Consider the following 21,948-nt stretch of genomic DNA (forward strand, 5'->3'; position numbering starts at 1 on the left):
AAAGGAAATGCGCGGCAGGTCAGAATTCGGGCGAGGAGGGCGCTTTCTGCCGGGGCCCGGTGCTCTCCTCGGACGGCGGCTGTGACGCGGCGACGGAACGCCAGCGCAGGCCGAGCAGCAGCGCGCGGAGGTTCTCGTCGACGGCCATGGCGGCCATGACGCCGACGATGCCGAGGCCGAGCGGGAGGGAGAGCGTGTAGGCGAGGGGCACGAAGACGCACCAGAGCACGAGGATGCCGACGGCGGCCGGGTAGGTGACCTGCCCGACGGACCGCAGCGCGCTCGCGGTCGTCATGATCAGCGAGGAGCCGGGCAGATAGAGCAGCCCGCACCACAGCAGCAGCCGGCCCGCGTCGGCGACGTCCGGGTCGTCGGTGAACCCGTCCATGATCAGGCCGCTGCACAGTGCCACGCCGAGCGCGAGCACGAGGGCCGCCGTCACCCCGACGAGCCGGGTGCGGCGGGCGATGCTCCGCAGCCGGCCGGTGTCCCCGGCGCCCGCCAGATGCCCGAGGGCGATCTGGAGGCCCTGCGACAGGGCCGAGGAGAACATGCCGATCATGTTGGTGATGCTCAGGGTGTACATCCGGGCGGCGAGCTCGTCGGTGCCGACCGCCGCGATGATCCGGGTGGTGGCGATCTGCGCGGCCTGCCAGAAGGCGGGCTCCAGCATGGTCGGCAGCGAGAACGCGAGCAGCAGGCCTGCGTGGGCGCGCAGTTGCCGCCCGTCGGCGGGCCGCCGGAACCGGATCCGGATCCGGAAGAACACCAGCCACGCGCTGTACGCGAGCCCTGCGCCGGTGGCGAGCGCGGTGGACAGCGCGACCCCGCGGACGCCCCAGCGGGGCCCGAAGTCGGCGAGGACGAGGACGAAGATGAGCCCGACGTTGACGAGATTGGTGAAGACGGCGGCGAACATGGCATGGCGCGTAAAACCATTGGCGGCCATGACCCCGCCGAGCATGGCGACCAGGGAATGCACGACCGCACTCCCACCGACGATCTCCAGGAAGGCCGTGCCGTAGGCGAGATGCGCCCCGCCCAGCCCGAGCATCCGCGCCACGTCCTCCGCGAACGCGAACAGCCCGAGGCTCACGACAGCGCCGAGCAGCAGATGCAGCACCAGGGCGACGGAGTAGAACTCCCTTACCTTCTCCGCCTCCCCCTTCCCCAGGGCCCGGGCGTACACCAGGCTCCCGCCCTGCCCCATGAAGGAGAACATCATCAGCACGAACGTCGCGACGGTGTTGACCGACCCCACGGCCGCGGCCGCGTCGTCGGAAATCCGTCCCAGCGCCCAGACGTCGACCAACCCCATGAAATAGGTGCAGGTCAACTGAAGAAAAATCGGCCAACTCAGAGAGAAAACCCCGAGTTTTCTTGCAGGTGGCACGATTTTGTCTCCCCCCTGACGGACGCCGAGATGCTAACCGCGGGGTCGGACTCCCAGAAAGCGCTATCCGACCGAGGGGGTCGATACTGAGCCACGCCTTCCCCACCCCAAGTCGCGCAGAGTCACGCCGGGAAAGACCCCCTCCCCTGACAAAGCACCCGCCCTCCGGGGCTGCAGCGGGCCGAGTGTCACCGAGGGTGGCGGGTGGGTGTGACCGAGGTGGGTGGGGTGGGTGTGCGGGGGGTCGAACGGCGAGGGTGCGGAGGCAGGTCCTGACGCTCGCCACCCGCGAGCAGGGGATGTCATCGGTGGTCCGACGGCCGCTCATGTCCGGGATCACGCCACATCGGCATCAAGCGCCTTGCGCCTGGCCGAGAAGGACCGAAGGGCGAAGGCATCACCTTCGTCATACGCCCCGAGGACGGCAACCTTGTCGTTCCGTCCGGCAGCAAGCTCGACCCCAAGGACATCCTGTGATCACCTCAGAACCCATCGGCGACTGGACATGGGACGTCACATCGGACGAGGAGCTCCGTCCCTTCCAGGCCGCAGAGGCTGCCGTGACGGTCTGGAATGTCCTCGAAAGCTACGGCCTGGCGCAGCCCACGGGACGGGTCAGCGTTTCAGCCCGTTCTGCAGACGAGGCGCGGGACGTGCGCGTCCAGGCCGTCGGCCTGCCGCTGGCGCAGGATCCTCTGTCTCCTGATACGGCCCTGTCGCGCGCGATGACCGAGGTTGATTCCCTTGAAGGTGAATTCGTCGTAGGTGTGCGGGTCGAATGCCCCGGCTACTGGCTGGAATCAGGCGTGAGACACCGGGCGGAAAAGCTGTTCGCCATCCAGGTGGACATCTGGAAGAGCAGTCTGCTCGTCGTCACCCTGCACACGTACGCCGACGCGTGGCTGACGATGGACACGCGCGGCCGGGAACAGCCCGACATCCATGCGGCGAACGCGCCTCGGCTCGCCGGCGCACTGCAGGGCATCTCCCGCGTGTTCGGCGTCACTCCGACACCGGGCGCCATGAACCGCCACGCCACACCTTCGGCAGAGGGATTCGAGGATCCGAGAATCGAAGGACCTGCCTACACCGACTCTTGGGGGACCTTCGAGGTCGCCGAGCGATCGCGCCTGCTCCGTTCAAGAATCCCCGATTCCGAGGACGAGTACGAGGAGATCACCGACCATCCCGTTCGTTACTTCACCGTCCGGCGGGAGGGCAGGACACTCGTCTACGTCTGGGCTTCCCTCGGTGATGACGCCGCGGGCTACGAACCTCGAACCGCCGCAGGGGAGGAAGCATTCCGGCTCGGAGCCGCGTGGCTGCTGCGCCTGCGCACCGCGCACGGCCAGGGGCTCGCCCCTCTGGCAGCACTGGCCTGGCTGGCACAGAGCACACCAGCATCGCAGGCCGGAGAAATCGTCGAAGACACTCCCCAGGACGCCCCGTCCTTGGACTTCCTCGAAGAGCTCTCCGGCCGGTACTGACCCGATGGCTCCCCTCCGACGTCTCCTCCCACCAGGCAGGTGATCCAAGGCTGTGCCCGCCCAGGGCTACGACCGACCGAGGCGGGATTCGAGGCTCTGCCGGAGGAGGTTGCTTCGCTGGAGCGGCTCCAGGGCCTGTCCTGACGAGAATGGCGGGCGAAGGCCTGAGCGGCAGACGAGTCGGACTGTACGCCGGGGACTGTCAGCGCAACGCTATGACCTGCACAAACGTGCAGGGATGGTGCTTCCGTGGCTACTTTGATGGCTACGCAACAAGACGTCCCCGCCCGGATCGGCCCGGACGGGGAAGTCGTCGCTCCTGAGATCAGACGGTCCCCTCGATGCGTTCGAAAATGTCCGCGTCCGTCTCCCGCTGCCAGACCGGCAGGTCGGACCAGTCGGCAACGTATCCGGGCTTCGGGTCTTCGAAGTGCCTGAACATCTGGGCGGTCCAGCAGATCGCGACGAATCGGCCCTTCTGCTCGCGGGTGAGCCGGGCCGCATGCCCGCCGCTGACCTCGATGAAGTCACGCACCTGCCCGTACACGGCGGTGGCGGCTTCGCGCTCCCACTCGGGCGTCTCGTCCCACGGCGTGACGTAGCCAGGCTTGGGCTCGCCGGGATAGTGCTTGTTCACGCCGTCGATCCACGCCTCGCGGAAGATCCGGCCGTCATTCATACGCGTGTACCTCTCATCATGCGGTGCGCGGAAGCGCCGCGATTCGGTGATCAAGAGTCGAGACTCGGTCATCGGACACGAGCGGGGCAAGACGCCCCCGAAGCCCGTCCAGCTTCTTGCCGATGAATCCCGAATTCGACCGGTCGGCCAGTCCGAGTGCTTGCTCCGCGTAGTGCACGACCTGGTCGACGTCCCGCCTGTGCGCTCCGAGCACAGCGAGGTCGCTCAGAACAGCAGCGCGGCGACGCAGGGACAGAGGCTGGGCAAGGGCTGTGGTGAGCGCTTCCTCGGCGAGATCAGGGCGGCCCAGTTGGAGGTAGCAGGCCCCTCTCTCCTCCGCCAGGCGGGAGCCGTCGAAGCGGAGCCAGCCGCCGTTGTGGGAATGAGCGCTGTTGAGGGCGTGCACTTTCTCGGCTTCGTCCAGAGCCCGGTTGCACGCGTCGAGATCGCCCACGGCCGCGTACGCCTGCGCCTGGACGGCCGCGACCCAGTGACGAGTGGAGAGAGCGTCGTCGCCCCTCCGCGCGATCTGGAAAGCTGCCGCGAGCAGGGGTTGGGCAGCGTGCGCGCGGCGCGCGTACAGCTCGACGTACGCGTGGCGGGTCATGGCACAAGCCCACAGGTCGTGGTCGCCACCGACGTAGGCCGCGTTGGCGGCCAGTGTGTAGCACTGCGCGGCGTCGGTGTACCGGTTGGCGTCGAAGAACAGCTCGCCGACGAGCTGGTAGAGGTCGGCCGTCATCCGACACAATCGGGACCGATCCACAGCAGTACGGGTCTCGGTCAGTCCCTTCGCCATCACATCGAGCTGTGCGCGCACCGCAGGGAAGACGACCTGCTTGGCGTCCGATAGCGCGTAGACCTGCCAGAGGCCGCGATGCAAGGCGTCCCCCGTCTCCAAGAGCGTCGATGTTGCGCGCCCTCGGGCGGCATCACCGTAACCGGGAAGAGCGACCAGCGCACCCGTAACGGCGAGCAGACCCAGGACTTCGCGGCGCTTCATGTCGTCATCATCACCATGGAGGAGGGGTGGAGCAGCGGAGAGCCCGGCTGTCTCGGCCGGCTGTTCGTCGGAGAGAAGGGCGTCCAGCTCGGGGAGGGTCACTCCCAATAGCCCTGCGATCTTCGGCCGTTGGTGGGGACGCGGGGTGGCACGACCACTTTCCCAACGGACCACGGTGGACGCGGCCACCGAGAGCGCTTCTGCGAATTCCTCCTGAGAGTAACCCCGGGCCGCGCGCCGTTCCGCAAAGTGCTTACGCCTCGACGTCATAGGTCTCCCCTCACGAGAACCCTTTCACGCACTCATACCCGCCACGCGCCAACGCCTGGAAAACGCCCGGGTATTGCGCGAGGTTCGCTCTGGGAGAAGGTAACGGATCGTCGTTCACTGGTCACACGCCGCTCGGAGGTCGAAGGACCCTCCGGGCGGCTCCCCACGGAGAGGAGCGACGTCGTGACAACCTCCGGACTGCCCCGCAGGAACCCTGGCGTCAGTGGCCGTACGTACACGCCGCCGGAGCCCCGGCCGGGTGCGCCGAGCCGGGCTCTGCGGGTACGGGCGGCCGGCGGTTGGGAGAGGTTCATGCGCCGCGTCGAGGCCCGGCAGGAGCCGGAGGAGTGAACCCGGTCGGTTCCGACGGTTACGAGCACCACCCGCTCCTGGACACGCTTGTCCGTGCCATCGCCTCGCGTGGGGAAGGTGTGCTCGTCGCCGTCACACACGAGCTCCACAGCCACGGCACGGTCCGCATCGCGCACATCCGGCCCGCGTCTGGAGTCGAGTGGACGACCGCGGCCGACAACATCCAGGCCGCTCGCCCCTGAGCCGCGGCCCGCAGATCGCCGTCCGCCCCCTGGCGCAGACGGATTCCAGCACCACACCCTTCAACCCAAGGAGTCTCATGACCACCTCTGTCGCGCTCCCCTCCCCCACGCGGCCGTGGGGTGCGGGCCGACTCGCGCCCTACCCGACGGTCATCCGCCGACCCCACACCACGGTCTCCATTGACCCCACGACGCAGCTCGGGGTGTTCCGCGACCGCGTCGGGCAGGTGGTCGAGATGGGGAAGCACGGCACCAGCTCCGGTACCGAGACCTCCACGACGACGAACTCGGACTCCCGGAACGACCAGGGTCACGATCAGGACAGCAATCAGGACTGATGGCCATGACCGAGGAGAGGCCGGTTCTGGTGGCCACCGAGGCGGACGACATCACCGCCGACATGGTGATCACCGAACTCAACCGGCGCGATGTGCCGGTGGTCCGGTTCAACCCCGCCGACATCGGCGAAAACCTTACGGTCTCGGCTCGGTTCGGCACCTGCCCGGCCCCGGTGGTCGGGCAGGTGCGCACCCCGTCGAGAACCGCTGATGTGACCCAGGTCCGGTCGGTGTACTGGCGCCGCCCCGAATGGCCCACGTTTCCCCACCTGTCCGCTGATGACTCCCGGTTCGCGGCGGCGCAGGTCCGCTACGGACTCGGTGGCACCCTCTACGCCCTGGGCGGCCCGCGCTGGGTCAACCACCCCCTGCGCGTTGCCGCAGCCGACTACAAACCCGCGCAGCTCGTTCTCGCCCAGCAACTCGGCTTCACCATCCCTCCCACCATTGTCACCAACAACCCGGAGGAGGCCCGCGAGTTCGTCCAGGCTCAGAGGCAGGCGATCTTCAAGACGCTGCGATGGACCCCCTACACGCGTGATGGCGTGCCGGTGACGGGATGGGCTGCCCCCGTCGCCCCCGAGGAGATCGACGACAGCGTTCGGGTCGCGCCCCACCTGTTCCAGGCCCGCGTGGACAAGGTCGCCGACGTTCGCGTACTGCTCGTAGGTCGGCATACGTTCGCCGTACGCATCGACTCCGACCTCTTGGACTGGCGCAAGGACTACAGCGCCCTGACCTACACCGTGGAGCATCTACCCGACCGGGTAGACCAGGCACTGCATGCCTACCTGGACCGACTGGATCTGGTGTCGGGAAGCTTCGACCTCGCGGTCGACCGGGCGGGGGCCTACTGGTGGCTGGAACTGAATCCCAACGGACAGTGGGGGTGGCTGGAGACCGAGACTGGCCTCCCGATGTCCGCTGCCTTCGCCGACCTACTCGCACAAGGAGATCGCCGATGACCGACCCGGCATCCGAGCGACGCCGCATGGCGACCGTTCTCGTGAATGAAGGGGTCCTGAAATCCCCCTGGCTGCGTGAGGCCGTCGAGTCCGTCCCCCGCGAGCGGTTCCTCCGCCCGGGAGTCTTCCTGGACGAGGGGCGGACCTGGCGGCCCGTCACCGCCACCGACACGAATCCGGACGAGTGGCTGAAGATCGCATACAGCGTCGACACCCTCACCACCCAGCTCGACGGCCACCTCACCGCCGACCAGGCCGACGAACCCGTCGTGGGCGTGCCCACGTCCTCCTCGACCGACCCGGCCACCGTCGTCGGCATGATCGAGACCCTGGACCTCGCGACGGGCCACCGAGTCCTGGAGATCGGCACAGGCACCGGCTACTCCACAGCCCTGATGTGCCACTACCTCGGCGAGGACAACGTCGCCACGGTCGAGGTCGACGCACAGGTGGCCGCACACGCCGATGCCGCTCTCGAAGCCGCCGGCTTCTCGACATGGACGGCGACGGGCGACGGGCTCCTCGGCCACCCGTACCGAGCACCGTACGACCGGGTCATCGCCACCTGCGCGGTCCGCCGCATCCCGTACGCGTGGATCAGGCAGACGAGACCTGGAGGCATCGTCCTCGGCACGGTCGGCTCGTGGCCCTGGGGAACCGGCCTCGCGAAACTGACCGTCGGTGATGACGGCACCGCCGAAGGCTCGATCGTCAGGCGCGCCTCCTTCATGCAAGCGCGGGCCCAGGCAGTGGCCCCCGTGGCCGGCGATCTCTCCGCCCGGACCGCTTACGCGGACAGTGAGCGGCGCACTCAGATGTCTCCTCTTGTCCTGGAGGAGTGGATGCCCGCCTTCCTTGCGCAGTTGGCGGCGCCCGGCGTTCAGTTCGTCCGCGCGACGGGCCGTGACGGCTCGCCCTTGCGATACCTGTTCGATCCGGGGAAGGAGTCGTTCGCAGAGTTCCTCGTCGACGGCGAGAACTGGACCGTCCGCCAAGGCGGTCCGGTGGCCCTGTGGGATGACGTGGAACGTTCCCTCGTCGCCTGGCAGGACGCCGGGGCGCCGGAGATCGACTCCGTACGGCTCCACGTGACGCCCACGTCCCACCGGTACTGGATTGACCAGGCGCCCTCCCTGCACTGGGAGCACCGGATCACCTGACCCACTACTCTCCGGACATGGACGACGAACCGCTCTCCCAGTGGGCCGAGCGTCGCGACGCGAGGATCGGGCAGCTCCGCGCCGTACCCCTCGTGACCGGCGACGGCCCGAGGGCATCGCATCTGAACCCCGATGCGCCCCGTGCAATCCAGCGGTGGAACGGCCATCTTTGGGAACCGCACGGCTTCGCGGCGAACCTCGCAGAAGCACGGCGCATCCTGTTTCCCCACACCGAGGCTGCCTCCACCCGTGAGGCAACACCGAAGCTCGGCCCCGGGACCGGCAGACATCGGAAGCCTCCGAATTCCTCATGACTCTCTGGCGTCCCATGCCATGCCTCTGAAACCGGCCCCCAGCCGGTAGACCACCTGCGGCACACTGGCGCCCGTGAGCAACGACATATCCGATGACCCATGGGCACAGCGGGTGTATTTGACGTGGCTGGCCCGCGATACTCGCTACGCTCTGGCAGCCCTGAACGCCCTGATTGGCTATGCGCAGACCACTCCGGTCCCACCAGCCGCCTGGGTCTGCTTCGAGGACTTTCTTTCCTTCCTCGGAAAGGTCTCCCGGACTCTGTGGCCTGCCACAGGAAAGAGCCCGAAAGGGACCGACGAGGGCCTGGAGTGGCGGACGAAGCGAGGTCCGTTTCTACGAAGGATTCTTGAGGTGGAGGACTCGTCCCCGCTGAAGGCCCGCGAAGTCCGTAACGGAAGCGAGCACTTCGACGAGCGCCTTGACGAGTGGATCGTCAGCCTGCCTCGCCCCACCGTCGAGGAGTGGCAGGCGGGCACCAAGCCCACATTCCCAGCTCCCCCCATGCGCCTCATCACCGTAGAGGCGGGAACGATCCAAGTCGCCGGCGCGGACCTGGATCTGCGTTTCATGGCTGAGGAACTTCTGCGACTCCTGACCAAGATCGAGGAGCTTGAGCCCTCGGTGGCCGCACTCCCCGCTGACATGGCGGCTCTGCTGTCCACCTCGCCCCCGTTTCCGATCATCCCGTTCGACGCACCCGCGCAGAACCCTGGCGGCATTCAAGCCTGGCTTGACGAGCAGAATTCCACCGGCCCCGGGACCGCAACAGAGGACACCGAGGCGTAGACGCATCACGCGGAGGGCCCCCGACCCAGCCAACACCCGCACCAAGCCGCCCAGCGTGGCTACCTTCATGGCTACCTTCGTAGCGGCGAGATCCGGTTTGAACCTGTAGGGACCGGGGTGTGGCTACGGCCGATCTCCCACGAAAAAGAGCCTCTGAACTGCGATTTCGCTCGTCAGAGGACCTGAGGGGCAGACGAGTCGGGCTGTACGCCGGGTTCTGTTCCCGGGGTTCCTCGCGGAGCCCCGGGCGACGGCCATCCATCTAGGGCCGGTGTTGCCACCGGCCTCGTGCGGTCTACCCGCGGACTCGGGCGGGCAGCCCTCGAACGTCCGCGCAGAAACACCGGGGTGTTTCCTTTTGACCTTGCTCCAGGTGGGGTTTACCTAGCTGCCCAGGTCACCCTGGGCACTGGTGGTCTCTTACACCACCGTTTCACCCTTACCCACCACCGAAGTGCTGGGCGGTCTGCTTTCTGTGGCACTGTCCCGCGGGTCACCCCGGGTGGCCGTTAGCCACCACCCTGCCCTGTGGAGCCCGGACGTTCCTCGGGGAGTCCCTCAAGGGGATTCCACGCGGCCGCCCGCCCGGCTCGTCTGCCGTGTCGACCATGTTACCGGCCTGCGGGAGGCGGATGTCGCCAGCACCGAGCCGGCGAGGATCAGGGAGAAGGCCACGGCTATGGATGCGGTCAGGGATTCGTTCAAGAACAGGGCGCCGGCCGCCACCGCCACCGCCGGGTTGACGTACGTGATGACCGTCGCGCGCGTCGGGCCCGCCTCCTTGATCAGCTCCAGGAAGGCGACGAAGGCCACCGCCGTGCAGATCACGCCCAGGCCGGCGAGGGCGGCCAGGGCCTGACCTGAGGGCATCTGCGCAGGCCAGGCGGCCGCCGCGGCGGGGGCGTAGACGACCGCCGCGAAGGCCAGGCAGGAGGTCGTCAGGTGCAGGGACGGCACGTCCTTCAGCCAGCGGGCCGCGATCAGGGGCGCTGTCGCGTAGCCGACCACCGTCAGCAGCACCTCGGCCAGAGAGCGGGCGTCGCCGCCGGTCAGGTGCGGGACCGTCAGGACCGCGACGCCGCCGAGGCCCAGGGTCAGGCCCGTCAGGCGGCGCGCCCCGAGCCGCTCTGTGTCGCCGAAGAACCGGGCCAGGGCCACGCCGACGATCGGGACGCCCGCGATGAGCAGGCCCGCGGTGGAGGAGGAGAGGTGGCGTTCGGCGTCGGTGAGGGTCCACCAGGGGCCGACGATCTCGATGCACGCGAAGGCCAGCAGGGGGCGCCAGTGGGCGCGGACGGTGTCCGTGAGGCCGCCCTGGCGCAGGGCGAAGGGCAGCAGGAGGGCGGCGCCCAGCGCGCAGCGCGTGAACACCACCATGGACGGGGACAGCTCCTCCACCGCCACCTTGATCATCAGGTAGGGGATGCCCCAGACGACTCCCATCAGGGAGAACAGGAACCAGCCGCGTGCAGTCATACGGCGAGTTTCGGCCGGACCCTCAGGAGCTGTCTTGAACGCTGTTGCGGTACGCCGCCGGCGTCACGCCCAGCACCCTGCGGAACCAGCGCGTCAGATGCGCCTGGTCGGCGAAGCCGACGAGACCCGCCACCTCGGCCGGCCGCAGCCCGGCGTCCAGCAGGCCGCGCGCCCTCGTCACCCGGTACTGGGCGAGCCAGGCGTACGGCGGCACCCCCATCGTCGTACGGAAGGCCCGCAGCAGCTGGTAGCGGGACAGGCCCAGGTCCGCTGCGAGGTCGGCCAGGGAGGGCGGGGCGAGCAGTTCGTCCGCGAGACGGTCCCGTACGGCGACGGCGATCCGGTCTGCCCCAGGGACGAGGTCGGTCGTCGCGCGGGCCGTGGAGTGGCGGCGAGTGAGGGCCGTGAGCAGCCACGGCAGACGCGACTCGGCCTCCAGCGGGTCCGGGCACGCGGCCAGCTCGGTGTGCGTCAGCCGCAGGGCGGCCGCCAGCTCGGGGTCGTCGAGGAGCGGCTCACGGAAGTGCGGGGAGCCGAGGGTGCCCTCGGTCAGGAGGGAGGGCGCGGCGTACAGGGCGCGGTAGGCGTAACCGCCGGTCGCGGCACCCGGTCCGCCGGTGTGCATCTCGCCCGGTGCCAGGACGACGATCGAGCCCGGTCCGGTGCGTATGTGCCCGCCCCGGTAGTCGATGATCTCGGACCCGCCGACGCACACGCCGATCGTGAACTCGTCATGCGCGTGCGGGGCGTAGACGTGGCGCTGGAAGCGGGCGGTGAGCAGGTCGAGCGGCGGGCCGCACCTGCCCAGCCGCGCCCTCGTCCACAACGCCTGCTCCGCCACCCCGCGCACCCCTTCCGGTCCTCAGGGTGCAACGCCGGGCGGGTCAGAGAAAGTCCGCGCAACGACGCTTGACCTCGCGGTCGGCCGCGGGCCTGGAGTTCGTGACCTCCAGCACAGCAGTAGCCCCTTGTTGCCTGAAAAGCTCAGACCTACGCCGGATCGGCGGAGCAGCTGACGCACGACCCGGCTGACGCAGTGCTCGTGGTGCCCGTCCGGCACCGGTGTCACCACGACGTCCCCCTCCACGAGTTCGAGCCGGAGGCCCTCGGGGGTGTCGAGGTCGACGAACCAGTCCAGCAGGATCTTCTGCGTGATGGGGTCCATGGCCACAGCGGTAATGCCCTCTCTCCTGGGGGCTCACCACGCTGCCGCGTCGCGGATCACTGTGCCGGGAATCCCCCCGCCGTCACTCCATCGTGGCGGCTTGACCTTGCCGCGACGTCACCCTCTTCACTGAACCCATGCGGATCGGAGAACTCGCCGCCGCCGTGGGCGTGACCACGCGGACCGTGCGGCATTACCACCACCTGGGGCTGTTGCCCGAGCCCGAGCGGCTCGGCAACGGCTACCGGGACTACACCCTGCGGCATGCGGTCGTGCTGGCGCGGATCCGGCGGCTGACGGAGCTGGGGCTGGGGCTGGCCGAGGTGCGGGACGTGCTGGCGGAGGACGCGGGGAAGGACCTGGTGGAGGTGCTGGCCGAGCTGGACGAGGATCTGGCGCGGCAGGAGGCCGCGATCAGGGAGCGGCGGGCGCGGCTGAAGGTGCTGCTGGAGGCGGAGGAACTGCCGGCTCAGGCGCCTGTGTCTGCGGAGCTGGCCGCGCTGTTCCGGCAGCAGGCCGACCCGGACTCCCCCATGGCCGCCAAGGACCGGGAGATCCTCGCGCTCATCGACACCGGCGCGCCGCCCGAGGTACGGGAACGGATGGCGGCGGCGCTGAGCGACACGCTCGGCAGTCCGGAGGCGGCGGCGCGGGCGCAGGAGGCGTACGCGCTGCTGGACGCGCTCGTCGACGCCGCGCCGGACGATCCGCGGGTGGCGGAGGCGGCGCGGGCGCTGGCCGGGATCATTCCGCGCGGGATGCTCCCTAAGGACGCGCCCGTCGAGGCGGACCACAGCTTTCTGCGCGCGTTCTTCGCCGACTTCGCCCCCGCTCAGGCCGCCGCGATCCGTCAGGCGCTCGCCCTGCTCGGGCAGGGTCCGGCATGAGGCTCGTGCTGCGGCTGGCCGCGCATGAGGTACGGCTGCTGACCAGCCTGGTCCGGTGGGTCGCCCGGCGGCCGCACCTCGCCGGCGGGCGGGCCTTCGGCTACGCGCGGGGGCAGGGGGCGGTGCTGTTCGGGTTCGCCTTCGTGTGCGTGGTCGAGACGTTCACCATGTCGGTGCTGCTGCGGGGCTGGCCGACCCTGCACGCCGTGGTGCTGTTCCTGGACGTGTACACGGTCGTCGTGGTCATCGGGCTGCACGCCGCGTCCGTCGTACGGCCGCACCTGCTTCAGGCGGACGCGCTGCGCGTGCGGTACGCCGCCCATGTGGACCTGCGGATACCGCTGGCCGCCGTCAGCGGCGTACGGCGTGAGCTGCGCATCTCGCCGACCCGTCGGGCGGGAGAGCTGGATGTCGCCGTCGGGCATCGGACGTCCGTGACGCTGGAGCTGGCCGAACCCGTCTCGCATGTCACCCTTCTGGGGCGGCGCCGAGAGGTCACGGTCGTACGGCTGCACGCCGACGACGACGCTCTCCTCGTAGCGGAACTCACGCGGGCACGAAACGGATCTTCGCCGTTCCGGGGTCGGCCTCGGTGAGGCGGACGCGGAGGCGTTCGCCGAGGGGGAGGTGGTCGCCGTCGATGCGGCCGACGACTGCGGGGGATTCCAGGTGGACGGTGCCGGTGGTGGGCTTGGCGTCGGCCACGTCGATCACGCAGGCGTCGAAGACCTCGCCGATACGGTCCTTCAGGAGGGCCGCCTCGACGATGTCGACGCACTCCCGCTCGACCTGGGCGGCGCGGCGGCCACCGTCGGTCATCTGCTGGGGCAGGGTGTCGAGGGCGGCGAGGACCCAGTCGGGGGCGTGGCGGTCGGCGGAGGCGGCGAGGCAGAGTTCGGTGGCGTAGCGGTCGGTGAGGCGGCGCAGGGGGGCCGTGCAGTGGGTGTAGGGGGCGGCGACGGCGGAGTGGGTGGTGAGCGCGGGGAGCGTGCCGTCGCGGAAGACGGTGTAGCCGACGCCGCGCAGGAGGGTGGTGCACTCCTGGAGGAAGGCCGCGTGGCGGGGCTCGTGCGGGTCGAGGGAGCGGACCAGCTGGGCGTACGAGACGTGGTGCGGCCAGTCGATGTGCAGGGCGGTGGCGGTACGGCGGAGCCGGCCGACCGCGCCGTCGGGGGCGGCGGGGAGGGTGCGCAGGACGCCGGTGCCGGACGACAGCATCAGATCGGCGGCGGCCATGCCGGTGAGCAGGGAGAGCTGGGCGTTCCAGCCCTCGGCGGGCAGCGGGGCGCGGTAGGCGAGGTCGTAGGTGTGGTCGTGCTCGGTGATCTCCTGCTCGGGCACGTCCAGCGAGATGCCCCCGCGGTCCACCTCCAGCCCTTCGCGCAGCAGGCCGACCGTCCGCAGCAGGGCGAGCGGCTCCTCGGCGGTGCCGCTGTCGATCTGCCGCTGTACGCCCGCGTAGTCCAGCTTGGCCCGGCTGCGCACGAGCGCGCGGCGTACGTCGACGGCGAGCGGGTTGCCGTCCGCGTCGAGGTCGAACGTCCACAGGGCCGCAGGCCGGGTCTGTCCGGGCAGCAGGCTCGCGGCACCCTCGCTGAGCTGGGCCGGGTGCAGCGGGGTCTTGCCGTCGGGGAAGTACAGGGTCATCACCCGCCGGTGCGCCTCCGCGTCCAGGGCTCCGCCGGGTACGACGAAGGCGGCGACGTCCGCGATGGCGTAGCGGACCCGGTAGCCGGTGCCCTGCCGGGACAGGTGCAGCGCCTGGTCGAGGTCGGTGGAGGCGGGCGGGTCGATGGTCAGGAAGGGGATGTCGGTGGCGTCGTACGACGGCAGCACCGGCTCCCGCGCGGCTCGCTCCGCCTCGGCGAGCACCTCGGTCGGAAAGTCGGCGGGAATCCCCAACTCGGCACGCAGCGCGGCGAGCGCGGCCCGCAGCGGGGCTTCGGGAGCACCGGTCACGCGGATGGGACGGCGAGGCATACAGCGAGCGTAGGCCGGAGGTGGGCGGGCGGCACGCCGTACGCTGTCCCGAGCCGTCCCCCCGAAGGTCCGAAGGAGAAACACCCGTGCTCGTCCTGCTCCCGCCCTCCGAAGGCAAGGCCGCGTCCGGTCGTGGTGCGCCGCTCAAGCCGGAGTCGCTGTCGCTGCCCGGGTTGGGGGAGGCGCGGGCGGCCGTGCTGGAGGAGCTGGTCGAGCTGTGCACGGGGGATGAGGAGAAGGCCCGTGAGGTGCTGGGGCTGAGCGAGGGGCTGCGGGGCGAGGTCGCGAAGAACGCCGGGCTGCGCAGTGCGGGTACGCGCCCGGCCGGGGAGATCTACACGGGTGTGCTGTACGACGCCCTGGACCTGGCCACGCTGGACACGGCCGCCAAGCAGCGGGCGGCCCGGTCGCTGCTGGTGTTCTCGGGGCTGTGGGGCGCGGTACGGGTCACCGACCGCATCCCCTCCTACCGCTGCTCGATGGGCGTGAAACTGCCGGGCCTCGGCGCGCTGGGCGCGCACTGGCGCGGGCCGATGGCCGAGGTGATGCCGGAGGCGGCCGGGTCGGGGCTGGTGCTGGACCTGCGGTCGGCGGCGTACGCGGCGGCCTGGAAGCCGAAGGGCGAGGTCGCGGCGCGTACGGCGTCCGTGCGGGTGCTGCACGCGCCCACGCGGAAGGTGGTCAGCCACTTCAACAAGGCCACCAAGGGACGGATCGTGCGCAGCCTGCTCCAGGCGGGTGCCGTGCCGGGGAGCCCGGCGGAGCTGGTGGAGGCGCTGCGGGAGCTGGGGTACGTCGTCGAGGCGGAGGCGCCCGCGAAGGCGGGGAGCGCCTGGTCGCTGGATGTGCTCGTGGAGGAGATCCACTAACACCCCTCAATCAAAGCATTGCAGCATGCGCAACGCTCTTTGCACATGCTGCACACCGACGGCAGGATGAGGCGCATGACCTCAGTCCTGGAGCTCTCCCCTGTCGTCCCCGTGGTCGTCGTGGAGGACGCCGCCGACGCCGTACCGCTGGCGCGTGCCCTGGTCGCGGGCGGGCTGCCGGCGATCGAGGTGACGCTGCGGACGGCCGGGGCGCTGGACGCGATCCGGGCGATCGCGGACGGGGTGCCCGGGGCGGTCGTCGGCGCCGGGACGGTGATCACGCCGGCGCAGGTGGCGGAGGCCGTGGGGGCCGGGGCGCGGTTCCTGGTCAGCCCGGGCTGGACGGACGTACTCCTTGAGGCGATGCGGGCGTCCGGGGTGCCGTTCCTGCCGGGGGTGTCGACCACGTCCGAGGTCGTGGCGCTGCTGGAGCGCGGGGTGCAGGAGATGAAGTTCTTCCCGGCGCAGGCCGCGGGCGGCACGGCGTATCTGCGCTCGCTCGCCGGGCCGCTCCCCCAGGCCCGGTTCTGTCCGACCGGCGGCATCGGGCCCGCCCTCGCACCCGAGTACCTCGCCCTGCCCAACGTCGGCTGCGTGGGCGGCAGTTGGATGCTCCCGGCGGAAGCGGTCGCGGCCCGCGACTGGGCCCGGATCGAGCGGCTCGCGCGGGAGGCGGCCGGGCTCCTCCGGAGGTGACGCGGGTCGTCAGCGCAGGTTGGGCGTGTCGTCTCGGCGCGCGTGGGACGTGCCGTTTCAGCGCGAGTGCGGCGGCGGCCGAGGCGCGGACGTGTCGCTCCAGCGCGCGTGGGACGTGCCGCATCAGCGCAGGTGGGACGTGTCGTTGAGCAGGCGCAGGCTGGCGTTGCCGTCGGCGTAGTAGGCGATCACCGACAGGGACGCCGCCGACAGCTCCATTCGGAACATCGACTCCGGCGGGGCGCCCAGGGCGAGCCGGGCGAGCGTCTTGATCGGCGTGACGTGCGTGACCAGCAGGACGGTTCGGCCCGCGTACGCCGCCACCAGCTTGTCCCGGGTGGCCGCGATGCGCTCGGCGGTCTCCGCGAAGCTCTCGCCTCCGCCGGTGGGGTGCGCCTCGGGGTCGCCCAGCCAGGCGTTCAGGTCCTCGGGGTGACGCTCGCGCACCTCGCCGAAGGTCAGCCCCTCCCACGCGCCGAAGTCGGTCTCCCGCAGGCCGTCCTCGATCGTGACCTCCAGCCCCAGCCGGGCCGCGACGATCCCCGCGGTCTCGCGCGTCCGGGCGAGCGGCGACGCCACGATCTCCTGGATCGTCCCGCGCCGGGCCAGTGCCACCGCGACCCGCTCGGCCTGCTCCCGCCCGACCTCGGAAAGGGCGGGGTCCGTCCCTCCACTCCCCGAGAACCGCTTCTGCGGCGTGAGCGGCGTCTCCCCGTGCCGCAGCAGCACGAAGGTCGCGGGCGCGCCCATGTCGGCGGGCGCCCACCCCGGGGATGCCACGGCCTTGGCGGCCCTCACATCACCCTCGGCCTTGACGGCTCCGCCGCCCCCGGCGGCACCGGAGGGCGAGGCGGCGGCGGAAGGTTCTCCGGCCGCGGAGGACGATACGGCGGCGGACGGCGACGCGGCGGCAAAGGGCGCCCCGGCCGCGGACGGCGAGGCCCCCTGGGACGGACCCCCTGCCGCAGCCGTCGAAGCGGCGACGGAGGGCGACGCAGCCGCGGACGGCACGTCCGCAGGTGGCGACGCAACCTCGGCGGCCACCCCCGCCATAGACGAGGACGCAGCCGCGGAAGACACCCCCGCCGCCGACAGCGGCCCAGCCACGGAAGGCTCCCCCGCCGCAGAGGGGACCGTGCCCGCATCCATCGCCTCGTTCGCCAGCCGGTCCGCGTGCTTGTTCAGGTCGCGCGGGATCCACTCGTACGAGACCCGGTCGGCCGGGAACACCCGGCCCGCCGCCAGGGCGAGCGGCTTCATGTCGGGGTGCTTGATCTTCCAGCGGCCCGACATCTGCTCCACGACGAGCTTGGAGTCCATGCGGACGTGCACCCGGCCCGCCGGGTCGAGTGCGTGCGCGGCGCGCAGCCCGGCCAGCAGCCCCCGGTACTCGGCGACGTTGTTGGTGACGACCCCGAGGAACTCGGCCGCCTCCGCCAGCGTCTCCCCCGTCACGGCGTCGAAGACGACCGCGCCGTAACCCGCCGGGCCGGGGTTGCCCCGCGACCCTCCGTCGGCCTCGACGATGAACTCCCGCACGGCGACGACCTCTTACAGACCGGACTCGGCCGTACGCACCAGGATGCGGCGGCAGTTCTCGCAGCGCACCACGGTGTCGGACGGGGCCTTGCGGATCTCGTTCAGCTCGGTGATGGCGAGCTCCTGGCGGCAGCCCTGGCAAGTGCGCGCGTACAGCTTGGCCGCGCCGATGCCGCCCTGCTGCTCGCGCAGCTTGTCGTACAGCTTGAGCAGGTCCGCGGGGATGGTGCCCGCGACGACCTCGCGCTCCTTCGTCACCGAGGCCGCCTCGCCGTCCAGCGACTCGAAGGCCGCGTCCCGGCGGGCGGTCGCGTCGTCGATCTTCGACTGGACGGAGGAGACCCGCTCGGTCAGCTCGGCGACCCGCTCCTGCGCGGACTCGCGGCGCTCCATGACCTCCAGGACGACGTCCTCCAGGTCGCCCTGCCGCTTGGCGAGGGAGGCGATCTCGCGCTGGAGGTTCTCCAGGTCCTTCGGGGAGCCGACCGCGCCGGAGTCCAGGCGCTTCTGGTCACGGGCGGCACGCTGGCGGACCTGGTCGACGTCCTGCTCGGCCTTGGTCTGCTCGCGGGAGGTGTCGCTCTCCTCGGTCTGCGCGGCGACGAGCAGGTCGCGCAGCTGGGTGAGGTCCTTCGTCAGCGACTCGATCTCGGCGTGCTCGGGCAGCGACCGGCGCTTGTGGGCGAGCTGCTGGAGCCGTACGTCGAGGTCCTGGACGTCGAGGAGGCGGATCTGGTCGGCGGGCGCGGCGTTCAGTTGGGGGCTCCAAGGGAAGGGGAGTGGATGGTCCAGGGGTCGGTGACCGTCTTCGAGACGTGGACGCGCAGGTCCCAGCCGTGGCGGTCGGAAATCTCGTCGAGCTGGGCGGCGGCCAGCTCGCACCAGGGCCACTCGGTGGCCCAGTGCGCCGCGTCGAGCAGCGCGAGGGGGCTCTGGGAAACGGCCTCGGACGCCGGGTGGTGGCGCAGGTCCGCGGTGAGGAAGGCGTCCACGCCGGCCGCGCGCACCTGGTCGAAGAGGCTGTCGCCGGAGCCGCCGCTGACGGCGACCGTGCGGATCAGGGCCTCGGGGTCGCCGGCCGTACGGATGCCCTGCGCGGTGGCGGGCAGGCGTTCGGCGGCTCGCGCGGCGAAGTCCCTGAGGGGCAGCGGGTGGTCCAGCTCGCAGACCCGGCCGAGGCCCCGGCGGCCCTCCGGGTCGGTCGGGTCCGGCACGAGCGGTCGTACGACACGCAGGTCCAGGGCGCCCGCGAGTGCGTCGGAGACGCCCGGGTCGGCGGTGTCGGCGTTGGTGTGGGCGACGTGCAGCGCGATGTCGTTCTTGATCAGCGTGTGCACGACGCGGCCCTTGAAGTGCGAGGCCGCCACGGTCGTCGTACCGCGCAGATAGAGCGGGTGGTGGGTGACCAGCAGGTCCGCGCCGAGCTTCACCGCCTCGTCGACGATCTCCTGGACGGGGTCGACGGCGAACAGGACCCGGGTGACCTCCTGGCCGGGGTCGCCCACGACCGTGCCGACCGCGTCCCAGGACTCGGCCCGCTCGGCGGGCCACAGGTTCTCCAGCGCGGCGATGACTTCAGACAGACGGGGCACGGGGCAAGGCTACCTGGCCGTTTCCAGCGAATGTACCCGTGTGGACCTGTGCGGGTACCCGGCCGGACCTGTGCGGGCAGCCCGGCCATCGGTACATCCCGGACAGTGGCACCCGTTCACCCCGAACAGCACACATGCCCCCGTTTCCTCAGGCGAATCCGCGCGCGGCCACCCTTATGTGTGAAGCGGCAGCCCGGCGGTCCCACGTCTGTGCGTACGAAAACTAGCTTCGTGGCCGGAGGTGACCGACCGATGACGGCCTGTGCGATCGAACCCACTGCGGCGGACGCGGACGACCCCGACCCGGCGGCGGGGTGTGTGATCACGGCGGACGGCGCGTACGCCGCCCGGCTCGCCCGCAGCGGCGACTCCTGGTTCCCGGAGCGGTGGACGCTGGACGGCCCCGAGCCGTACGCGGTGCCGCTGCCCGGCAACCAGCCGGAGGAACCCGGCACCGAGGTGCAGCCGCTGACCGACGGACGGGTGCTGATCAGCCGGGCCACCGACGGACGGCATGTCTTCTCCCTGCTGTACCCGACCGGACCGGGCACGGGCGAGCTGCTGCTGGGCGCGGTGGAGGGCCGGCCGCGGCTGCTGCCCCCGGCGCCGGGCGGCGACCGGGCGTACGCCCTGACGGTGGACGCCCGCTCCAGCACGCTGTGGCTGGTGGCGGGCTCGGCCTTCGGGCCCGAGCGGGTCGCGCAGCTGCCGGGGCGCTGCTCGGGCGGGGTGTGGCTGGACCGTACGGGGCGGATGCTGGCGCTGGACCAGGAGACGGGCGGCCGTACGAAAACGGTCGTGGTCGACCTGGCGCGCGGCGGTGAGGTGTCGCCGCTGCTGCAGATCGCCGACGGCAGCGACGACCGGCTGCTGTGCGCCGACCCGGACAGCGGGCTGCTGCTGATCAGCTCGGACGCCCCTTCGCCGGGCCGGGCGCGGCTGGGCTGGGGCGTGCTGGGCAGCACGCTGCCGGTGCGGTTCCCGGAGTGCCTGCGCGTGGAGGGGTGCGCGGTGACGCCGTTCGCGATCCAGCCGGGGCAGGTGCTGACGCCGGAGAGCTGCGCGGTGGCCCTGCGGGTGGACGGGCCGGTGGGCACGTGGCTGGGCGTGTGGCGGCCCGCCGACCGGCTCGTACGTCATCTTCCGGCGCCGCTGGGCTGGCTGGCGGGGGCCGGGCTGTGGACGGAGGGCGGCGCGCTGCGGCTGCCGTACGCGACCGAGGACACGCCCTGTGGTGTGGCCGAGTGGGCGAAGCCGTGGGAGGAGACCGGGAGTACGGGGGCCTCGGGGGTCCCCGGGGAAGCGGGGCCGGGGGTTCCGGTCGGGGACGGCACGGCCTCGCCGGGGGCGCCTTCGGGCTCGCCGGGGGCGGCCTCCGCGGACGCGTCCGCGGGCTCGGGCGGCGCACCGGGCGAGCCGCCGGAACCGGACCCCCCGGCTCCCTCCGCACCGCGCCCGGTGCCGTTGCAGCAGGCGCCGTTGGGGCGTCTTGTAACGAAGTAGTGGCGGTCGGCGTGGCCGCCTGGATTCGGCCCGAGGTGTGCCGGTTAGACTCCCCCGGCTGTAAGAAGATCATGTTTGACGGGGTGAATTCTTCGATGAGAGCGATGAGCGACGCCAGCACGTCCCAGCCGCTGTCCGCCGACGCCCATGAGGCGACCGGCCACGGCAAGCACCGGGGGCCGGTCTCGGCACACGACACCGAGTCGGCCCCGCGCGGGCGCCACCGCAAGCCGGTGGAGCAGCAGCGCGAGACGGCGGCCTGACGGCCGCTCGGCACATCCCACGGCCCCGTTCGCCCTTGCGGCGAGCGGGGCCGCGGTCGTGTTCCCCTGTGTGTGCGCTCAGGCGCGCTTGAGCCCCAGCACTTCGGTGGCCGCAAAGGTCTCCCCCGCGGGCCTCTGCGCGTAGTACGGCGTGAGCAGCGCGTCCAGTTCGTCGTAGCTGAAGGTGTCCTGCTTGCTGTCGAACCGGTCCTGCACCCGGGGCCGTTCGACGACCGCGACCATGCCGCCGTGCACGACGAGCAACTGGCCGTTGACCCGTGCGGCGGCGGGCGAGGCGAGGTAGCCGACGAGGGGGGCGACATGCTCGGGGGCGAGCGGGTCGAGGCCCTCGGCGGGGGCGGCGAGGCCCGCGAAGACGTCCTCGGTCATGCGGGTGCGGGCGCGCGGGCAGATGGTGTTGGCGGTCACGCCGTACTTGGCGAGCGCGAGGGCCGTGGAGGTGGTGAGCCCGACGATCCCGCCCTTCGCGGCGGCGTAGTTGGGCTGCCCGGCCGAGCCCGCGAGGAACGCCTCCGAGGAGGTGTTCACGATCCGCCCGTAGACCGGCGCGCCCTGCGCCTTGGCCCGCTCCCGCCAGTGCGCGGCGGCGAACCGGGTCGTGTTGAAGTGGCCCTTGAGATGGACTCGTACGACGGAGTCCCACTCCTCCTCCGCCATGGAGAAGACCATGCGGTCGCGCAGGATGCCGGCGTTGTTGACGAGGATGTCCAGCCTGCCGAACTCGGCTGTGGCCAACTGGACCAGTTCCCCGGCCTGTTGGAAGTCGGAGACGTCCCCGGTGTGGGCGACGGCCGTGCCGCCGGAGGCGCGGATCTCGGCGGCGACGTCCTCGGCGGGTCCTGCGGAGGCCGCGCCGGAGCCGTCGCGGCCGGGCTGTCCGTAGTCGTTGACGACGACGGCCGCGCCGAGCCGGGCGAGTTCCAGCGCCTCGGCCCGGCCGAGCCCGCGCCCCGCGCCGGTGACGATCGCGGAGAGCCCGTGCAGCGGCCGGCGCAGCGGCTGTG

The 21,948-nt window shown here is 71.1% G+C and carries 24 protein-coding genes, 1 other RNA gene and 2 pseudogenes; 14 read left to right on the plus strand and 13 right to left on the minus strand.

What is annotated here, in order from left to right; translation table 11 throughout:
• Window positions 1-19: 19 nt before the first annotated feature.
• Window positions 20-1,393, minus strand: a complete 1,374-nt coding sequence (locus tag ACIQ6Y_RS09280; protein ID WP_404034807.1) for an MATE family efflux transporter — start codon at window positions 1,391-1,393, stop codon at window positions 20-22.
• Between the two features lie 473 nt (window positions 1,394-1,866).
• Between ACIQ6Y_RS09280 and ACIQ6Y_RS09285 the strand changes: the two genes are divergently transcribed.
• Entirely contained in the window at window positions 1,867-2,880 is a 1,014-nt protein-coding gene (locus ACIQ6Y_RS09285) for a hypothetical protein (protein ID WP_404034809.1), read from the plus strand.
• Window positions 2,881-3,205: 325 nt separating this feature from the next.
• Here the strand turns inward: ACIQ6Y_RS09285 and ACIQ6Y_RS09290 are convergent, their stop codons facing one another.
• The 3 genes and pseudogenes from ACIQ6Y_RS09290 to ACIQ6Y_RS09300 all read right to left on the minus strand — a co-directional run.
• Window positions 3,206-3,559: a hypothetical protein gene (locus ACIQ6Y_RS09290; RefSeq protein WP_265861963.1), complete on the minus strand. Its 354-nt coding sequence runs from the start codon at window positions 3,557-3,559 to the stop codon at window positions 3,206-3,208.
• A 16-nt stretch (window positions 3,560-3,575) separates the two neighbouring features.
• Complete coding sequence (locus ACIQ6Y_RS09295) at window positions 3,576-4,562, minus strand: transcriptional regulator (RefSeq protein WP_404036369.1); 987 nt, start codon at window positions 4,560-4,562, stop codon at window positions 3,576-3,578.
• Window positions 4,563-4,697: 135 nt separating this feature from the next.
• Window positions 4,698-4,832, minus strand: a pseudogene (locus ACIQ6Y_RS09300) (helix-turn-helix domain-containing protein); the annotation flags it as partial.
• 183 nt (window positions 4,833-5,015) lie between these two features.
• Here ACIQ6Y_RS09300 and ACIQ6Y_RS09305 point away from each other — a divergent pair.
• The 7 genes from ACIQ6Y_RS09305 to ACIQ6Y_RS09335 all read left to right on the plus strand — a co-directional run bounded on the left by ACIQ6Y_RS09305 (window position 5,016) and on the right by ACIQ6Y_RS09335 (window position 8,953).
• The gene (locus ACIQ6Y_RS09305) at window positions 5,016-5,183 is read left to right on the plus strand and encodes a hypothetical protein (protein WP_404034811.1); all 168 of its coding nucleotides are present in this window, start codon (window positions 5,016-5,018) and stop codon (window positions 5,181-5,183) included.
• Window positions 5,180-5,386 carry a hypothetical protein gene (locus tag ACIQ6Y_RS09310; RefSeq protein WP_404034813.1) on the plus strand — a complete coding sequence of 69 codons (207 nt, stop codon included), beginning with the start codon at window positions 5,180-5,182 and terminating at the stop codon, window positions 5,384-5,386. The genes ACIQ6Y_RS09305 and ACIQ6Y_RS09310 overlap by 4 nt, the downstream gene beginning before the upstream one ends.
• Window positions 5,387-5,463: 77 nt before the next feature.
• Complete coding sequence (gene tgmA, locus ACIQ6Y_RS09315) at window positions 5,464-5,724, plus strand: putative ATP-grasp-modified RiPP (protein ID WP_404034815.1); 261 nt, start codon at window positions 5,464-5,466, stop codon at window positions 5,722-5,724.
• A 5-nt stretch (window positions 5,725-5,729) separates the two neighbouring features.
• Window positions 5,730-6,689: an ATP-grasp ribosomal peptide maturase gene (gene tgmB / locus ACIQ6Y_RS09320; RefSeq protein WP_404034816.1), complete on the plus strand. Its 960-nt coding sequence runs from the start codon at window positions 5,730-5,732 to the stop codon at window positions 6,687-6,689.
• The gene (gene tgmC, locus ACIQ6Y_RS09325; RefSeq protein ID WP_404034818.1) at window positions 6,686-7,849 is read left to right on the plus strand and encodes an ATP-grasp peptide maturase system methyltransferase; all 1,164 of its coding nucleotides are present in this window, start codon (window positions 6,686-6,688) and stop codon (window positions 7,847-7,849) included. Before tgmB ends, tgmC begins: the two co-directional genes overlap by 4 nt.
• 17 nt (window positions 7,850-7,866) lie before the next feature.
• A complete protein-coding gene (locus ACIQ6Y_RS09330) occupies window positions 7,867-8,163 on the plus strand; it encodes a DUF6087 family protein (protein ID WP_404034820.1) in 297 nt (98 codons plus the stop codon).
• A gap of 73 nt (window positions 8,164-8,236) precedes the next feature.
• The gene (locus ACIQ6Y_RS09335) at window positions 8,237-8,953 is read left to right on the plus strand and encodes a hypothetical protein (RefSeq protein ID WP_404034822.1); all 717 of its coding nucleotides are present in this window, start codon (window positions 8,237-8,239) and stop codon (window positions 8,951-8,953) included.
• Between the two features lie 190 nt (window positions 8,954-9,143).
• Here the strand turns inward: ACIQ6Y_RS09335 and rnpB are convergent.
• The 4 genes and pseudogenes from rnpB to ACIQ6Y_RS09355 form a co-directional block, all read right to left on the minus strand.
• Window positions 9,144-9,546: RNase P RNA component class A (gene rnpB, locus ACIQ6Y_RS09340), an RNA gene on the minus strand.
• Between the two features lie 103 nt (window positions 9,547-9,649).
• A pseudogene (locus ACIQ6Y_RS09345) lies at window positions 9,650-10,429 on the minus strand (DMT family transporter); the annotation flags it as partial.
• 22 nt (window positions 10,430-10,451) lie between these two features.
• Entirely contained in the window at window positions 10,452-11,270 is an 819-nt protein-coding gene (locus ACIQ6Y_RS09350; RefSeq protein WP_404034824.1) for a helix-turn-helix domain-containing protein, read from the minus strand.
• Between the two features lie 21 nt (window positions 11,271-11,291).
• A complete protein-coding gene (locus ACIQ6Y_RS09355) occupies window positions 11,292-11,594 on the minus strand; it encodes a hypothetical protein (protein ID WP_404034826.1) in 303 nt (100 codons plus the stop codon).
• 137 nt (window positions 11,595-11,731) lie between these two features.
• On the opposite strand from ACIQ6Y_RS09355, the gene ACIQ6Y_RS09360 reads away from it, so the two are divergent.
• Both ACIQ6Y_RS09360 and ACIQ6Y_RS09365 read left to right on the plus strand, forming a co-directional pair.
• A complete protein-coding gene (locus ACIQ6Y_RS09360) occupies window positions 11,732-12,481 on the plus strand; it encodes a MerR family transcriptional regulator (RefSeq protein ID WP_404034828.1) in 750 nt (249 codons plus the stop codon).
• Window positions 12,478-13,077 (plus strand): hypothetical protein, encoded by a 600-nt coding sequence (locus tag ACIQ6Y_RS09365; RefSeq protein ID WP_404034830.1) that lies wholly within the window; start codon window positions 12,478-12,480, stop codon window positions 13,075-13,077. The genes ACIQ6Y_RS09360 and ACIQ6Y_RS09365 overlap by 4 nt, the downstream gene beginning before the upstream one ends.
• On the opposite strand, the gene ACIQ6Y_RS09370 is transcribed toward ACIQ6Y_RS09365, so the two are convergent.
• Window positions 13,028-14,461 (minus strand): RNB domain-containing ribonuclease, encoded by a 1,434-nt coding sequence (locus tag ACIQ6Y_RS09370; protein WP_404034832.1) that lies wholly within the window; start codon window positions 14,459-14,461, stop codon window positions 13,028-13,030. The two genes, ACIQ6Y_RS09365 and ACIQ6Y_RS09370, sit on opposite strands and share 50 nt — an antisense overlap.
• Window positions 14,462-14,547: 86 nt before the next feature.
• Between ACIQ6Y_RS09370 and yaaA the strand changes: the two genes are divergently transcribed.
• Both yaaA and eda read left to right on the plus strand, forming a co-directional pair.
• Window positions 14,548-15,330: a peroxide stress protein YaaA gene (gene yaaA / locus ACIQ6Y_RS09375; protein ID WP_404034834.1), complete on the plus strand. Its 783-nt coding sequence runs from the start codon at window positions 14,548-14,550 to the stop codon at window positions 15,328-15,330.
• A 75-nt stretch (window positions 15,331-15,405) separates the two neighbouring features.
• On the plus strand, window positions 15,406-16,026 hold the full coding sequence (eda, locus tag ACIQ6Y_RS09380; RefSeq protein ID WP_404034836.1) for a bifunctional 4-hydroxy-2-oxoglutarate aldolase/2-dehydro-3-deoxy-phosphogluconate aldolase: 621 nt from the start codon (window positions 15,406-15,408) through the stop codon (window positions 16,024-16,026).
• Between the two features lie 123 nt (window positions 16,027-16,149).
• On the opposite strand, the gene ACIQ6Y_RS09385 is transcribed toward eda, so the two are convergent.
• The 3 genes from ACIQ6Y_RS09385 to ACIQ6Y_RS09395 are packed head-to-tail and all read right to left on the minus strand — an operon-like array spanning window position 16,150 to window position 19,157.
• Window positions 16,150-17,565 carry a bifunctional RNase H/acid phosphatase gene (locus ACIQ6Y_RS09385; protein WP_404034838.1) on the minus strand — a complete coding sequence of 472 codons (1,416 nt, stop codon included), beginning with the start codon at window positions 17,563-17,565 and terminating at the stop codon, window positions 16,150-16,152.
• Window positions 17,566-17,577: 12 nt separating this feature from the next.
• Entirely contained in the window at window positions 17,578-18,321 is a 744-nt protein-coding gene (locus ACIQ6Y_RS09390) for a zinc ribbon domain-containing protein (protein ID WP_404036372.1), read from the minus strand.
• Window positions 18,318-19,157, minus strand: a complete 840-nt coding sequence (locus tag ACIQ6Y_RS09395) for a Nif3-like dinuclear metal center hexameric protein (protein WP_404034840.1) — start codon at window positions 19,155-19,157, stop codon at window positions 18,318-18,320. Before ACIQ6Y_RS09395 ends, ACIQ6Y_RS09390 begins: the two co-directional genes overlap by 4 nt.
• 252 nt (window positions 19,158-19,409) lie before the next feature.
• Between ACIQ6Y_RS09395 and ACIQ6Y_RS09400 the strand changes: the two genes are divergently transcribed.
• Both ACIQ6Y_RS09400 and ACIQ6Y_RS09405 read left to right on the plus strand, forming a co-directional pair.
• Complete coding sequence (locus ACIQ6Y_RS09400) at window positions 19,410-20,660, plus strand: hypothetical protein (RefSeq protein WP_404034842.1); 1,251 nt, start codon at window positions 19,410-19,412, stop codon at window positions 20,658-20,660.
• A gap of 104 nt (window positions 20,661-20,764) precedes the next feature.
• Window positions 20,765-20,923 carry a hypothetical protein gene (locus ACIQ6Y_RS09405; protein WP_404034844.1) on the plus strand — a complete coding sequence of 53 codons (159 nt, stop codon included), beginning with the start codon at window positions 20,765-20,767 and terminating at the stop codon, window positions 20,921-20,923.
• A gap of 78 nt (window positions 20,924-21,001) precedes the next feature.
• Here ACIQ6Y_RS09405 and ACIQ6Y_RS09410 read toward each other — a convergent pair whose 3' ends face one another.
• Entirely contained in the window at window positions 21,002-21,940 is a 939-nt protein-coding gene (locus ACIQ6Y_RS09410) for a 3-oxoacyl-ACP reductase (protein WP_404036374.1), read from the minus strand.
• Between the last annotated feature and the right edge of the window lie 8 nt (window positions 21,941-21,948).

This window comes from Streptomyces sp. NPDC096205 (genome assembly GCF_044763135.1).
GTDB lineage: Bacteria > Actinomycetota > Actinomycetes > Streptomycetales > Streptomycetaceae > Streptomyces.